Raw genomic sequence first — 14,786 nt, 5'->3', positions numbered from 1 at the left:
TTTTTCAGGGATTGCTAAATAGGTATTTGAATATCGTGATCCCACAATCGTTTGCTCAGCAAGTAGGCGTTGTTGCACAAAGACCCGTGCGGACGCAGTAACCCCAACCCCAGACGGACTTAGGCCACGGCCACAGTCACCGGGCGTCCGAGTTGGCTGAAGCGGTTGAGCAGAGCCACACGGATGTGCAATTCCGTCACCTGACGCTCAAACGTCCTGGCCATCACCCGCTCGCCCAGCCGCTTGAAGCAATTCATCTTCGTCTCCACCAGGCTGCGCCGGTGGTAACCAATCCACTTCTTCCAGATTCGTCGTCCCAGCCGTTGGCATGCTCGCAAAGCTTCGTTGCGTGAGGCCGCACCTGTCTGGCTGCTCTTCCATGCCCGAGCGTTTTTGCGTGGAGGAATGATGGCCTGGGCGTTGCGTCTGGCTATCGCCGCGTGACATGCCTTGGTGTCGTAGGCCCCGTCGCCGCCCACGCTGGCAATCGGCTCATCTGCGGGTATCTGGCTGAGCAGTTCAGGCAGCATGGGGGCATCACCCGTGGCGTTGTCGGTGACCTCGATGGCCCGGATGTCCAGTGTGTGGGCATCAATGGCCAGGTGCACCTTGCGCCACTGGCGCCGATAGTCCGCTCCATGCTTCTTGCGCTTGCATTCGCCCTCACCCAGGAACTTGATGCCGGTGCTGTCGACCAGCAGGTCCAGCGCGGTGGTGCTGGGTCGGTAGGGCAGTTTGACGCTCAGGTGCTTCTGACGCCGGCATACGGTACTGAAATCCGGAACCTTCCATTCCAGCCCGGCCAAGCGCAACAGGCTTTCAACCATTCCCAGGCTCTGGCGCAGGGGCAAGCCCAAGAGGCTCTTGATGCTCAGGCAGAACTGGATGGTGGCATCAGAGAAGATGGGTTGACGGCCCCGTTTGCCGGTAGCCGGGGCATACCACTGCAGGTCCTTGTCCAGCCAGACCGTAAGTGACCCACGGGCCTTGAGTGAGGCGTTGTAGTTGGCCCAGTTCGTCGTCTTGTACTTGCCCCGAGGGCGCTTGCTCTCACTCATGCCCAGAGCCTAGCAGCGGCTTGGCCTGGATTTGTGCAACAGAGCCCCTTGAAACTGAGGCCCTTAGCTACTTTTACGTACAACCAACTCGTACCCCAAATCTAGATTGGGTCGTTCAACGGCATCGCCCCGTATGAGCTTCAACAGCATGCGTGCGCCTTCGGTGCCGATATGGCTGCGCGGCGTGCGTATGGTGGTCAGCGGCGGCACCATCTGGTCGCTGCCCGGCAGGTCATTGAAGCCTGTGATAGCGACGCGCTGCGGCACCTGCAGCCCCCGGCGCAGTGCTTCTAGCAAGGCGCCCTGAGCAATGTCATCGTTGCAGAAGAACAGGGCATCGGGTGCGGGCTTCAGCTGCAGCGCGGCGTCCAGCAGTTCGGCCCCCAGGGCCATCGATGTGGGGCGGGGCCAGAGCAGTTCCAGAGAAGGGTCGTACAGGCCGGCTTCCTGCAATGCACGGCGGTAGCCGGTGGCCCGCTGCATCACACGGGCATCGAGCTGACCGGCGCAAAAGGCGATGCGCTTGTGGCCGCGTTCCACCAGGTGCCGGGTGATGGTGGTGCCTGCATCGGCCTGTGAAAACCCGACGCTGGGCGTGCCGCTACCGTCGCCCAGCTCCATCAGGTGCACGCACGGCACCTTGCTGGCGGCCACCAGTGCACGTGCGGCGGGGCTGCGGTCAAAGCCGGTGAGCAGCAGGCCCGCAGGGCGCATGGGCAGGTAGGTGCGCAACAGCTGCTCTTCCTCGGCACGGTCGTAGTGGGTCACGCCGATCAGGGCGTGGTAGCCCGCCGCGAACAGCTCTTTGTGCACGGCCTCGATCAGATCCACGAACAGGGTGTTGGACAGCATCGGCACCAGCACCAGCACCTGTGCACTTTTTTGCGAAGCCAGTGCGCGGGCTGCCGGGTCTGGCACATAGCCCATCTGCGCGGCGGTGGCGCGTATTTTCTCGACCAAAGCGGGGTCCACGCGGCGTTCGCCGCGCAGTGCGCGCGAGACCGTCATGGGACTGACGCCGACGGCTTCTGCGACATCGCTGAGCGTGACTCGGCCACTGGCGCGAGAAGACCGAGTGCGACTGCGAGCCTGCTCGGCGGGATTGGGTTGCGAAGCTGTAGGCAGGTGTTGATCCAAGGGAATGTCCTAGGTCGATGGCTTTATTTGTGAAGGCTATGATAGCGCTAACCAATTTATCCAGAAGACAGTGCAGCTGCGGGTTTATACGCAGTATGTCTGGGATAAGCACCGAAATCCAGGGCAGGTTCTAGCCTGTCTTTTTTTGCAAAGTTATGGATAGCGCTATCCAAAAAATCATCCAGAAACCAATCCCAGTGTGCTGGTCGTCATGGGCGTCTCAGGCTGCGGCAAGTCCAGCGTGGGACAGGCGCTGGCCTGTTCCTTGGGCTGGACACTGCACGAAGGAGATACCTACCACGCTGAAGAGAGCATTCGCAAGATGCAAGCCGGCATTCCCTTGACCGATGAAGATCGCAGCGGCTGGCTTGACACGCTGACGCACTTGCTTGACTCGGCCATTGCAACGCCCGGTACTGGCGTGGTACTGACCTGTTCGGCGCTCAAGCGCAAATACCGTGATCGCCTGCGCGATGCCGGCCCGAGCGGTACGGTGGGCTTCGTCTTCCTGGACCTGGGCTACGACACCGCGCTGCAGCGTGTGCAGGGCCGCTCCGGGCATTTTTTCTCGCCGGAACTCGTGGCCAACCAGTTTGCGACCCTGGAGCGCCCCGAGGGTGAGGGCGCCGTGCTCTGCGTGGATGCCACGCTGCCGCTGACCGAGATCGTGCAACGCACCCAATCGTGGCTGGGCCGGCCCCATGCACTGACCACCTAACAACATAAACACAACATCAGGAGACCCCACATGCAAACCGATTCCCCCGCAGCCCGCCCCAAGCCGCGCCTTCAGCGGCTGGCCGAGGCGCTGATGGTGCTGGCGCTGGCCGGCATGGTCATTGCCGTCTTCGTCAATGTGGTGCTGCGCTATGTGTTTCACACCAGCATCGTGTCGTACGAGGAGATCTCGCGCCTGCTCTTTGTCTGGCTGGTGGCCATCGGTGCCATCGTCGCGGCCTTCGAAGGCAGCCACCTGGGTTTCGATCTGGTGACCTCGCGCGTGGGACCCGCTGCACGCAAGCTGCTGTTCTGGCTGTCGCAGCTGCTGGTGCTGGCATGCATGGGCTTGCTGCTGTCGGGCTCCTGGGACCAGGTCCAGGCCGGGCTGAACAGTTTCAGCACGGTGCTCGGCTACCCGCTGGCGCTGGGCGCGGCGGCCACCCTGGTGCTGGCCGTGGGCCTGATCGTGGTGACCTTGCGCGACCTGCGCCGCGGTGCGCCGGCTGAAAACCATGCCGAGACTTCGGTCGAGTAAGGAGTACACACCATGGTTGTGACCCTGATCTTTCTGGCGGTGCTGATCGGCGGCATGGTGATCGGCATGCCGATCGCACAGGCGCTGGTGCTCACGGGCGTGGCGCTGATGTGGCACCTGGATTTCTTCGATTCGCAGTTGCTTGCGCAGAACCTGCAGGCCGGTTTCGACAACTTTCCGCTGCTGGCCGTGCCTTTCTTCATCCTGGCGGGCGAGTTGATGAATGCGGGCGGTCTGTCGCGCCGCATCATCGACCTGGCGCGCGCCTATGTGGGCCATATCCGTGGAGGCCTGGGCTACGTGGCCATCGGCGCGGCAGTGTTGCTGGCCTCGATGAGCGGCTCGGCCATCGCCGACACCGCTGCGCTGGCCACCATTCTGCTGCCCATGATGCGGGACCAGAAGTACCCCGACAGCTACAGCGCCGGGCTGTTGGCATCGGGTGGCATCATCGCGCCCATCATCCCGCCGTCCATGCCCTTCGTGATCTATGGCGTGACCACCAACACCTCGATCAGCAAGCTGTTCCTGTCCGGGCTGGTGCCGGGCCTGATCATGGGCCTGTTCCTGATCTTTGCCTGGTGGTCCATTGCCCGCAAATATGACCTGTCGCGCGGCCCGCGCATGGCCTGGGGGCAGCGCCTGAAGACCCTTGCCCAGAGTTTCTGGGCCATGATGATGCCGGTCATCATCCTGGGTGGTCTTAAAGGCGGTGTGTTCACCCCCACAGAGGCGGCCGTGGTCGCCGCCGTCTATGCCCTGTTCGTGTCGATGGTGATCTACCGCGAGATGACCTGGGGCCGGTTGTATGCCGTCTTCCTGGCGGCGGCCAAGACCACGGCCGTGGTGATGTTCCTGTGTGGGGCGGCCACGGTGACGGCTTACATGATCACGCTGGCGGACCTGCCGAATATGCTGGCAGAGAGTTTCTCGGGCCTGTTGGGCAATCCTGTGCTCTTCATGGCCACGATGATGCTTTTCTTGCTGGTGGTGGGCACTGCCATGGACCTGACGCCGACCATCCTGATCTTCGGCCCCGTCTGTGCGCCGCTGGCTGTCAAGGCTGGGATCGACCCCGTCTACTTTGGCTTCATGTTCATCTACGTGGGCTGTATCGGGCTTATCACCCCACCCGTGGGCACGGTGCAAAACGTGGTAGCCGGCGTGGGCCGGCTGCGCATGGAGACCGTGATCAGAGGCACCAACCCGTTCCTGATGGTCTACGTGTTGCTGGCTGTGCTATTCGTGCTCTTCCCACAAATCATCCTGGCACCGTTGCGCTGGATGCATTGACAAAGTTAGTCCCATTTCACCGACACCCTACAACCTAAGGAGATGAAAATGCGTATTCCCTTTGCACTGGCCAGCCTCATGGCCGCTCTCACCACGCTGGCCGCCACCGGCCAGGCCCTGGCCCAGGACTTCAAGCCTCGCATCGTGCGATTCGGCTATGGCCTGGTGGATGATTCGAACCAGGGGCGCGCTGTGCGCTTCTTCGCCAAGGAGGTGGAGAAGGCGACGGGTGGCAAGATGAAGGTGCGGGCGATCGGCAATGCCTCGCTGGGCTCGGACACGCAGATGCAGCAGGCGCTGATCGGCGGTGCGCAGGAGATGATGGTCGGCTCCACGGCCACGCTGGTCGGTCTGTCGCCGGAGATGGCGGTGTGGGACACGCCTTTCCTGTTCAGCAACGCCAAGGAGGCTGACGTGGTGCTCGACGGTCCCGTGGGCGAAAAGGTCAAGGCCACGCTGGAGCCCAAGGGCATGGTGGGGCTGGTGTACTGGGAGAATGGTTTCCGCAACCTCACCAACAACAAGCGCCCCATTGCCAAGCTGGAAGACCTGGCCGACGTCAAGCTGCGTGTGATGCAGAACAATGTGTTCCTCGACAGTTTCAAGGCGCTGGGGGCCAATGCCGTGCCGCTGCCGTTCTCCGAGCTGTTCACGGCGCTGGAAACCAAAGCTGTCGATGGCCAGGAAAATCCGTTCAACACCGTGCTGTCCAGCAAGTTCTATGAAGTGCAGAAGTACCTGACGGTCTCCAACCACGTCTACAGCCCCTGGATCGTCACCGTCAGCAAGAAGTGGTGGGACACCCTGAGCGCCGCCGAAAAGAAGGTGCTGCAGGACGCGGCCATCAAGAGCCGCGAGTTCGAGCGCAAGGACACCCGCGAGGAGGCGGCCAAGGCCCTGGCGGACATCAAGGCCAAGGGCATGCAGGTCAACGAACTGCCTGCCGCTGAAGCCGGCCGCATGCGCGACAAGCTCACGGCGGTGAACACCGGTATCGCCAAGACCGTGGGCCAAGGCACCTGGGACGAGGTGCAGGCTGCCGTCAAGCAGGCACGCGCCGCCAAGTAAGGCGCACCGGGTGGTCCGGGACACGGCAGGGGGCCGTGTCCCGGACGCCCCATGAACCAGAGAAGAGGCGCCACCGAGCGCATCGCAGGAACCACGCATGAGCACTATCCACCCCATCGTCGACCAGGTCACGCGCCGCATCCGTGCGCGCAGCGCCGCGTCGCGCGCCGCCTACCTTGAACAGGTGGACGCCATGGCCGCCAGGCCGCCAGGCGCCCAATCCATGGGCTGTGCCAATGTGGCCCATGCCTTTGCCGGCATTCCCGGTCGTGACCGCATCCGCATCGTGGAGGAAAAGGCGCCCAACGTCGCCATCGTCACGGCCTACAACGACGTGCTGTCGGCCCATGCGCCGCTGGCACATTATCCGGAGGTCCTCAAGGACGAGGCCCGCAGACTGGGTGCCACGGCCCAGGTGGCGGGCGGCGTGCCCGCCATGTGCGACGGTGTGACCCAGGGTGCGCCGGGGATGGAGCTGAGCTTGTTCAGCCGCGATGCCATCGCCATGGGCACGGCCATCGCGCTGTCGCACGATGTGTTCGATGCGGCGCTGATGCTGGGCATCTGCGACAAGATCGTGCCGGGGCTCTTGATCGGCGCCCTGCATTTCGGCCACCTGCCCACGGTCTTCGTGCCGGCCGGGCCCATGACCTCGGGGCTGTCCAACAGCGACAAGGCCAAGGTGCGCGAACAGGCCGCCCAGGGGCTGGTGGGCCGCAAGGAACTGCTGGCCGCCGAAACGGCCGCCTACCACGGCGAGGGCACCTGCACCTTCTACGGCACAGCCAACAGCAACCAGATGCTGCTGGAAGCGATGGGCCTGCACGTGCCGGGCACGGCCTTCATCAACCCGGCTGATGGCGAGCGCGAGCTGCTCACCCGCGAAGCCATGCGCACGGTGCTGGACATCACGAAAAGCCGGCGCTTCGCGCCGATAGGCCATGTGGTGGACGAGCGCTGCATCGTCAACGCCATGGTGGCCTTGCTGGCCACGGGCGGCTCCACCAACCACCTGATCCACTGGGTGGCCGTGGCGCGCGCGGCGGGCATCCGCATCGACTGGAACGATTTTTCCGAACTCTCGGGCGTGGTGCCGCTGCTGGCCCGCGTCTATCCCAACGGCAGCGCCGACGTGAACCAGTTCCAGTCCGCAGGCGGCCCGGGCTACGTCATCGGCCAGCTGCTCAAGGCCGGGCTCATGCATGGCGACGTGCTGACCGTGCGCGAGCAGGGCCTGCAGGAATTCGCCTGCATCCCCGCCGTGCAGGCCGGCCAGCTGGCATGGCATGAGGTCGGCACCTCGGGCGACTTGTCCGTGCTGCGCCCCGCCGACCAGCCTTTCAGCGCCACGGGCGGGCTCAAGCTGCTGTCCGGCAACCTGGGGCGCAGCGTGATCAAGGTCAGCGCCGTACCCGAGGACCGCCACATCATCGAGGCGCCCGCGCGCGTGTTCGATTCGCAGGAAGCGCTGCAGCAGGCCTTCAAGGCCGGCGAACTGGACCGCGACGTGGTCTGCGTCGTGCGCTGGCAAGGTCCGCGCGCCAACGGCATGCCCGAGTTGCACAAGCTCACGCCGCCGCTGGCCGTGCTGCAGGGCAAGGGCTACAAGGTGGCCCTGGTGACCGATGGCCGCATGAGCGGCGCCTCAGGCAAGGTGCCCGCCGCCATCCACGTTTCGCCCGAGGCCTGCGTGGGCGGGCCGCTGGCGCGCCTGCGCGACGGCGATAGCGTGCGCCTGGACGCCGTGGCCGGCACGCTGGCCGTACTGGTCAGCCAAGACGAATGGCTGCAACGCCCCGTGGCCACCATGCCCCAGGCGCTGCGCCACGCCAATGGCCGAGGTTTCGGCCGCGAACTGTTTGCCGGATTCCGGCGCCACGCGCTCAGCGCAGAAGAGGGAGCCTGCACATGGATCAACAACGACTGACCGCCCTCGAGATCATGCAGGACGCGCCGGTCATCCCGGTCATCGTCCTGAACAACGTCGCGCATGCCGTGCCCATGGCCCAGGCCCTGGTCGCGGGCGGGGTGCGTGTGCTGGAAGTTACATTGCGCACGCCCCAGGGGCTGGCCAGCATCGAGGCCATCGCGCGCGCCGTGCCCGAAGCCATTGTCGGCGCCGGCACCGTGCGCAGCGCCGGCGATGCGCAGGCCTGTGCGAATGCGGGTGCGCGTTTTGCGGTGAGTCCGGGCTACACCAGTGCGCTGGGCCGAGCCTGCCAGGACCTGCAATTGCCGCTGCTGCCCGGCGTGGCCACCAGCGGCGAGATCATGGCCGCCCAGGCCGACGGCTTCAACGAGCTGAAATTCTTCCCCGCCGTGCAGGCCGGTGGCTCGGCCATGCTCAAAGCTTGGCAGGGGCCGTTTGGCGATGTGCGTTTTTGCCCCACGGGCGGGATTTCTCCCGGCAACGCAGCCGAGTTCCTGGCGTTGAAGAACGTGGTCTGCGTCGGTGGCTCCTGGCTGGTGCCGGTGGAGGCGATGGAACAGGGCGACTGGAGCCGCATCACCGCGCTGGCCCGCGAGGCAGAAGCTTTGCGGGCGCTGTGAGTTGTTGCGAGGCCCGATAGGGGCGCTCTTGCATAAATCAGTTCTAGGCAAGAGCTCCCAACCCCAGGCGTGGCTATGCGTGTGGGCCACCGGTCGCGTGCAGCCCGGTCCGGGTGCCCGCCCCCAGGGCCTGAGGCGGCCTGGACGCCCCAGCAGGGCTGCCGGCGCACAAGCTTATGCACATAAGAAAACAACCAATCATTCGTTGGGTTTGGCGGCATGGGCGCAGACAATCGGCGGCCTCAAAGGAGGGCCAGCCATGGCACACACAGAACCGCGCATCGTCATCGTTCCGGGGTGGCGCAATTCCGGCCCCGACCACTGGCAGAGCCTGTGGGCCCACAGCCTTCCGCAGGCCGAGCGGGTCGAGCAGGACGACTGGCTCACCCCCAAGCGCGCCTACTGGGTCCACGCGCTGGAGGCGCTGATCCTGTCGCGGCCCGAGCCGGTCATCATCGTGGCCCACAGCCTGGGCTGCATCACCACCAGCCACGTCGGCCCGGAGGCGGCCGCGCGCATCCAAAGCGCCTTGCTGGTGGCGCCGGCCGATCCCGAGCGCCGGGCCCACCTGGCGGACTTTGCCCCCGTGCCCTACCAGGCGCTGCCGTACCGCAGCATCCTGGTGGCCAGCAGCAACGATCCCTATTGCCCCGTGCGCCTGGCCGGTGCCTATGCCCGCGCCTGGGGCAGCGAGTTCGTGCGCCTGCAGAACGCCGGCCACATCAACACCGAGTCCGGGCACGGCGAATGGCCGCTGGGCCGGGCGCTGCTGCAATCCCTGGTGCAGGACATGGCCTGGGGGGCCCAGCCGCGCACGGTGGCGGCCTGAATTTGCATCAAATCGTGGTCTTTCGCTTGCTGAGTATGCACAGATAGCTCACTTTTTCTTTATTCTTATTTTGGATTAATTTAAAAAATATATTCTTTTGAGTTTTAAAGATTGTTCTTCACAATCCGCTGCATCTCTTGCAACAGACTCCGCGTGAGTAAGGCGACCGCACCATGACCTCTTTGAAGCTCAAGACTTTCCTGGCAACGATTGCGCTGGCCGCCACCGGCATGGCCTCCGCGCAGAGCCAGTTGCTCAACGTCTCCTACGACGTGGCCCGCGAGTTCTACAAGGACTACAACCAGGCCTTCATTGCGCACTACAAAAAGACCACCGGCCAGGATGTGAAGATTGACCAGGCGCACGGCGGCTCCAGCGCCCAGGCGCGTGCGGTCAACGACGGCCTGCCCGCTGATGTGGTGACCTTCAACACCACCACCGACATCGAGTTCCTGGCCAACAACGGCGTGGTGGCCAAGGACTGGGCCAAGCAGTTCCCCCATGACGCTTCGCCCACCACCTCGACCATGCTGTTCCTGGTGCGCAACGGCAACCCCAAGAACATCAAGGACTGGAAGGACCTGACCCGCCCCGACGTGAAGGTGGTGGTGGTCAATCCCAAGACTGGTGGCAACGGCCGCTACGCCTACCTGGCGGCCTGGGGCTCGGTGCGTGAAGCCGGCGGGACCGACGCCCAGGCCCAGGAATTCGTGAAGCAGCTGTACAAGAACGTGCCCGTGCTGGGCAAGGGCGGGCGCGATGCCACGGCCATCTTCCTGCAGCGCAACATCGGCGACGTGCTGATCACCTTTGAATCCGAGGTGATCTCCGTGGACCGCGAGTTCGGCAAGGGCAAGGTGCAGGCGGTCTACCCCTCCAGCTCCATCGTCGCCGAGAACCCCATCGCCATCGTGCAGCGCACGGCCGAGAAGAAGGGCAGCAGCGCGCTGGCCAAGGCCTACCTGGACTACCTGTACTCGGACGAAGCCCAGGAAATCGCCGCCAACCACGCCCTGCGCCCCCGTTCGGAAGCCGTGCTGAAAAAGCATGCCGACGTGTTCAAGCCCCTGAAGCAGTTCACAGTCGCCAAGTACTTCGGCTCGCTGGGCGAAGCGCAGAAGGTGCACTTCAACGACGGCGGCAAGTTCGACGAGATCTACACCCCCGGCAAGTAAGCCCGGGCTGTGCACGGGACGCTGGCGACAGCGTCCCTTTTCATAACAACAACGATTTCTGGCCGACTGGGAAAAACCAACAATGTCCGTCGTATCCCCTGCCAGCCCCACGCCCAGCGCCACAGCCTCCGGTCAGCCCTCAGGGCCACGCCGGGGCCGTGGCGCGGGCCGCGTCCTGCCCGGTTTCGGGCTGACGCTGGGCTACACCCTGTTTTATCTGAGCGTGATCGTGCTGGTCCCCTTGTCGGCCTTGCTGCTCAGAACCTTTGACCTGTCCTGGGCCCAGTTCTGGGAGGCCGTGGCCGCACCGCGGGTGGTCGCCTCCTACAAGCTGACCTTTGGCGCCTCCTTCGCCGCCGCGCTGGTGAACCTGGTGTTCGGCCTGCTGATCGCCTGGGTGCTGGTGCGCTACCAGTTCCCCGGCAAGAAAATCGTCGATGCCCTGGTCGATCTGCCGTTTGCCCTGCCCACGGCTGTGGCCGGCATCTCGCTGACGGCCTTGCTGGCCGGCAACGGCTGGGTGGGCCAGTACCTGGAGCCGCTGGGCGTCCAGCTGGCCTTCAACCCCAACGGCATCGTCATCGCCTTGATCTTCATCGGCCTGCCGTTCGTGGTGCGCACCGTCCAGCCCGTGCTGGAAGACACCGAGAAAGAGCTGGAAGAGGCCGCCACCAGCCTGGGCGCCACCCGCTGGCAGATCTTCTACAAGGTGATCCTGCCGGCCATCACACCGGCCTTGCTGACTGGCTTTGCCATGGCCTTTGCGCGCGCGGTGGGCGAGTACGGCTCGGTCATCTTCATCGCCGGCAACATGCCCATGATTTCCGAAATTACACCGCTGATCATCATCGGCAAGCTGGAGCAGTATGACTACGCCGGCGCCACGGCCGTGGCGGTGGTGATGCTGGTGATCTCCTTTGTGCTGCTGCTGGTCATCAACGCCTTGCAGGCGTGGCAGCGCCGCCATGCAGGAGCCCCCGCATGAACGAACAACACTATTTCCTGTTGAAGCTGCTGCTGGCCGTGCTGGTGCTGGCCGTGGTGGCCTACCACCTGACGGCCCCGCGCAAGGGCAGCAAGCCTGAAAAGCTGTCCACCACCGAGCCGCGCTGGGTGCGCTGGGTGCTGACCGGGGTGGCGCTGTCCTTCATCGCCCTGTTCCTGGTGCTGCCGCTGGCGGCCGTGTTCACCGAGGCGCTGCGCAAGGGCTTTGGGGCCTACCTGGAGGGCTTGAACGAACCCGACGCCTGGGCCGCCATCAAGCTGACGCTGATCACTGCGGTGATTGCCGTGCCGCTGAACCTGGTGTTCGGCGTGGCGGCCGCCTGGTGCATCGCCAAGTACAACTTCCGTGGCAAGGCCTTCCTGATCACGCTGATCGACCTGCCGTTCTCCATCTCGCCCGTGGTGGCGGGCCTGATGTATGTGCTGGTGTTCGGCGCGCATGGCTGGTTCGGCCCCTGGCTGGCGGCGCACGACATCAAGATCATCTTCGCCGTGCCCGGCATCGTGCTGGCCACCGTGTTCGTGACCTTCCCCTTTATCGCCCGCGAGCTGATCCCGCTGATGCAGGCCCAGGGCAATGACGAGGAGCAGGCTGCCATCGTGCTGGGGGCCAGCGGCTGGCAGACCTTCTGGAAGGTGACGCTGCCCAACATCAAGTGGGGCCTGCTGTACGGCGTGATCCTGTGTAACGCCCGCGCCATGGGCGAGTTCGGTGCGGTGTCGGTGGTCTCGGGCCACATCCGCGGCCAGACCAACACCATCCCGCTGCACGTGGAGATCCTCTACAACGAATACCAATCCGTGGCGGCGTTTGCAGCGGCCTCCCTGCTGGCCCTGCTGGCGCTGGTGACCCTGGTCATCAAGACCATGGCCGAATGGAAGCATGAACAACAGCTCAAGGACGCGGCCAGCCTGCCGCCCGAGCAACCCACGCCACGCTCCGCCGCCTGAAGCGCGGCGCGCATGAAAGATCAAGACCATGAGCATTGAAATCCGCAATGTCAGCAAGCAGTTCGGCGACTTCCAGGCCCTGCGCGATGTGAGCCTGGACATCCAGTCCGGGGAACTGATTGCCTTGCTGGGCCCCTCGGGCTGCGGCAAGACCACGCTGCTGCGCATCATCGCCGGGCTGGAAACGCCCGACGTCGGCAGCATCCACTTCAGCGGCGAAGACACCACCGACGTGCACGTGCGCGAGCGCAACGTGGGCTTCGTGTTCCAGCACTACGCGCTGTTCCGCCACATGACCGTGTTCGAGAACGTGGCCTTCGGCCTGCGCGTCAAGCCCCGCCGCGAGCGCCCCAGCGAAGCCCAGATCAAGGAGAAGGTGATGAGCCTGCTCAAGCTGGTGCAGCTGGACTGGATCGCCGACCGCTTCCCCTCGCAGCTGTCGGGGGGGCAGCGCCAGCGTATTGCCCTGGCGCGCGCTCTGGCGGTGGAGCCCAAGGTGCTGCTGCTGGACGAGCCCTTCGGTGCGTTGGATGCCAAGGTGCGCAAGGAGCTGCGCCGCTGGCTGCGCCACCTGCACGATGAGCTGCATGTGACCTCCATCTTCGTGACGCACGACCAGGAGGAAGCGCTGGAAGTGGCCGACCGCGTGGTGGTCATCAACCAGGGCAAGATCGAGCAGGAAGGCACGCCGCAGGAAGTCTGGAACAACCCGGCCAGCCCGTTTGTGTACGGCTTCCTGGGCGATGTGAACCTGTTCAAGGGCCGCGCCCAGGATGGACACGTGGTGCTGGACGATGGCACGCAGCTGGCCAGCAGCGATGCCGCCGGGGCCGTGGACCGCAACGCCTTCGCCTATGTGCGCCCGCACGAGCTGGAGGTGGAGCGCTATTCCCCCGGCCAGAACACCGACGGCAACGGCCGCCAGACCGGCATGGTGGTGCAGCTCAGCCGCGCCATCGTGGTGGGTCCGATCGCGCGCCTGGAACTTATTCCCGCGGACGACACCCAATCCGCAGACAATGCGGGTTCCGAGCGTTTGATCGAGGCGCAAATCCCTGCCCAGCAGTTCCACGAGATGGCACTGCGCGAGGGGGAGACCTTGGTGGTCACACCACGGCGCGCCAAGGTATTCTTGGACGAAGCAGCCGGTATCTGAGTCCGCCACCTGCATGGGGCAGGGGGCGCTGGTGCCGTCCCCTGAAATGAGAACAACATGCTGGTTTTGAACTGGATCACTTCCGCCCCCCGCCGCAGCCTGGCGCTGATTGCCGCCGCCTGCGTGGCCTTGCTGGCCTTTGGCATGTACCTGCAGCATGTGCAGGGCCTGGAGCCTTGCCCCATGTGCATCGTGCAGCGCTACGCCCTGGTGCTGGTGGCCCTGTGTACCGGCCTGGCCAGCCTGGGCCGGCGCAGTGCCTGGTGGAAGACCTGGAGCCTGCTGGCCGCGGTGGCCGCCGGCTTGGGTGCCTTCGTGGCCGCCCGCCAGAGCTGGCTGCAGTGGAACCCGCCCGAGTTCGCCAGCTGCGGCCGTGACCTGTACGGCATGATCGAGAACTACCCCATCAGCCGCGCCATTCCCATGATCTTCCGCGGCTCGGGCGACTGCACGGCCGTGGACTGGACCTTCCTGGGCGGCACCATCGCCAACTGGTCCTTCCTGTGGTTTGTCGGCTTTGCGCTGGTGCTGTTGGCGCTGCTGTGCAAGGGCGCCCAGCGCCGCTGAGAACCTGCTTCCCCCTGAGGATTACAGCCCCGCATGCCTGGCATGCCGGGGCTTTGTTTTGGGCCGACAATCACGGCCTTTGCGCACTATCGATCCGGCATGCCCCAGTACATCCTCTTCCACAAGCCGTATGGCGTCCTGTCCCAGTTCACCCCCGAGGATGGGGCGCGGTCGCTGGCGGAGTTCGACCTGCCGCCCGGGGTGTACCCGGCCGGGCGGCTGGACAAGGATTCCGAGGGCCTGCTGCTGCTGACCGACGACGGCCCGTTGATCGAGCAATTGCTCCACCCGCGCTACCAGAAGCCCAAGACCTATTGGGTACTGGTCGAGCGCGTGCCCGACGAGGCCGCGCTGCAGCGCCTGCGCGACGGCCTGCGCATCGAGGACTACACCACCTTGCCGTGCCAGGCCCAGCTGCTGCAGCCCCAGCCGCAGGTGGCGCCGCGCGATCCGCCGGTGCGGGTGCGCAAGAGCGTGCAGGACGTGTGGCTGGAAATCACCGTGGTCGAGGGCAAGAACCGCCAGGTGCGCAAGATGACGGCGGCCATCGGCCACCCGACCTTGCGCCTGATCCGGCGCAGCATTGCCAACCTGCAGCTGGAGGCGCTGACCCCGGGCCAGTGGCGCGCGATTGCGCGTGAAGACATCCAGTGGGGTGACATGGCACCGGCGGGCAGCCAGGCGTCGGCGGGCACGACAGCGCGGCGCCCACCGGGCCGTCCGGTGGTCTCGGCGCGCCGGC

15 protein-coding genes are annotated in these 14,786 nt (G+C 65.0%); 13 read left to right on the top strand and 2 right to left on the bottom strand.

Translation table 11 applies throughout. The features are described 5' to 3' along the window. Positions 1 to 119: 119 nt before the first annotated feature. Together SJH88_RS00710 and gntR are read right to left on the bottom strand one after the other, a co-directional pair. Complete coding sequence (locus tag SJH88_RS00710) at positions 120 to 1,058, bottom strand: IS5 family transposase (RefSeq protein ID WP_274753328.1); 939 nt, start codon at positions 1,056 to 1,058, stop codon at positions 120 to 122. Positions 1,059 to 1,121: 63 nt separating this feature from the next. Next, the gene (gntR, locus tag SJH88_RS00705) at positions 1,122 to 2,183 is read right to left on the bottom strand and encodes an HTH-type transcriptional regulator GntR (RefSeq protein WP_042413053.1); all 1,062 of its coding nucleotides are present in this window, start codon (positions 2,181 to 2,183) and stop codon (positions 1,122 to 1,124) included. Between the two features lie 223 nt (positions 2,184 to 2,406). On the opposite strand from gntR, the gene SJH88_RS00700 reads away from it, so the two are divergent. From SJH88_RS00700 to SJH88_RS00640, 13 genes are all read left to right on the top strand, one after another. Further along, positions 2,407 to 2,913, top strand: coding sequence for a gluconokinase (locus SJH88_RS00700; protein WP_274753384.1), 507 nt, complete (start codon positions 2,407 to 2,409; stop codon positions 2,911 to 2,913). Positions 2,914 to 2,943: 30 nt separating this feature from the next. Further along, positions 2,944 to 3,450 carry a TRAP transporter small permease gene (locus tag SJH88_RS00695; RefSeq protein ID WP_274753327.1) on the top strand — a complete coding sequence of 169 codons (507 nt, stop codon included), beginning with the start codon at positions 2,944 to 2,946 and terminating at the stop codon, positions 3,448 to 3,450. Positions 3,451 to 3,462: 12 nt separating this feature from the next. Beyond that, positions 3,463 to 4,743 carry a TRAP transporter large permease gene (locus tag SJH88_RS00690; protein WP_274753326.1) on the top strand — a complete coding sequence of 427 codons (1,281 nt, stop codon included), beginning with the start codon at positions 3,463 to 3,465 and terminating at the stop codon, positions 4,741 to 4,743. Positions 4,744 to 4,791: 48 nt separating this feature from the next. Then, positions 4,792 to 5,811, top strand: coding sequence for a TRAP transporter substrate-binding protein (locus tag SJH88_RS00685; RefSeq protein ID WP_274753325.1), 1,020 nt, complete (start codon positions 4,792 to 4,794; stop codon positions 5,809 to 5,811). Positions 5,812 to 5,908: 97 nt separating this feature from the next. Further along, positions 5,909 to 7,738, top strand: a complete 1,830-nt coding sequence (gene edd, locus SJH88_RS00680) for a phosphogluconate dehydratase (protein WP_274753324.1) — start codon at positions 5,909 to 5,911, stop codon at positions 7,736 to 7,738. Next, positions 7,720 to 8,361 carry a bifunctional 4-hydroxy-2-oxoglutarate aldolase/2-dehydro-3-deoxy-phosphogluconate aldolase gene (locus SJH88_RS00675; RefSeq protein ID WP_045266988.1) on the top strand — a complete coding sequence of 214 codons (642 nt, stop codon included), beginning with the start codon at positions 7,720 to 7,722 and terminating at the stop codon, positions 8,359 to 8,361. The genes edd and SJH88_RS00675 overlap by 19 nt, the downstream gene beginning before the upstream one ends. Positions 8,362 to 8,620: 259 nt before the next feature. After that, the gene (locus SJH88_RS00670; RefSeq protein ID WP_274753323.1) at positions 8,621 to 9,190 is read left to right on the top strand and encodes an RBBP9/YdeN family alpha/beta hydrolase; all 570 of its coding nucleotides are present in this window, start codon (positions 8,621 to 8,623) and stop codon (positions 9,188 to 9,190) included. 173 nt (positions 9,191 to 9,363) lie between these two features. Next, entirely contained in the window at positions 9,364 to 10,365 is a 1,002-nt protein-coding gene (locus tag SJH88_RS00665) for a sulfate ABC transporter substrate-binding protein (protein ID WP_154163915.1), read from the top strand. Positions 10,366 to 10,447: 82 nt separating this feature from the next. Further along, positions 10,448 to 11,350, top strand: a complete 903-nt coding sequence (cysT, locus tag SJH88_RS00660) for a sulfate ABC transporter permease subunit CysT (RefSeq protein ID WP_274753322.1) — start codon at positions 10,448 to 10,450, stop codon at positions 11,348 to 11,350. Further along, complete coding sequence (cysW, locus tag SJH88_RS00655; protein WP_274753321.1) at positions 11,347 to 12,321, top strand: sulfate ABC transporter permease subunit CysW; 975 nt, start codon at positions 11,347 to 11,349, stop codon at positions 12,319 to 12,321. The genes cysT and cysW overlap by 4 nt, the downstream gene beginning before the upstream one ends. Before the next feature lie 28 nt (positions 12,322 to 12,349). Next, the gene (locus tag SJH88_RS00650; RefSeq protein WP_042412864.1) at positions 12,350 to 13,477 is read left to right on the top strand and encodes a sulfate/molybdate ABC transporter ATP-binding protein; all 1,128 of its coding nucleotides are present in this window, start codon (positions 12,350 to 12,352) and stop codon (positions 13,475 to 13,477) included. Positions 13,478 to 13,537: 60 nt separating this feature from the next. Continuing rightward, complete coding sequence (locus SJH88_RS00645) at positions 13,538 to 14,044, top strand: disulfide bond formation protein B (RefSeq protein ID WP_274753383.1); 507 nt, start codon at positions 13,538 to 13,540, stop codon at positions 14,042 to 14,044. Between the two features lie 99 nt (positions 14,045 to 14,143). After that, positions 14,144 to 14,786, top strand: a 643-nt coding sequence (locus tag SJH88_RS00640) for a pseudouridine synthase (protein WP_274753320.1), incomplete at its 3' end; no start/stop codon positions are given.

The organism is Comamonas sp. GCA5, from assembly GCF_036541385.1.
Lineage (GTDB): Bacteria > Pseudomonadota > Gammaproteobacteria > Burkholderiales > Burkholderiaceae_C > Comamonas > Comamonas aquatica.
The sequence above is the reverse complement of the archived record's forward strand: the minus strand, read 5'-3'. Positions and strand labels throughout refer to the sequence as shown.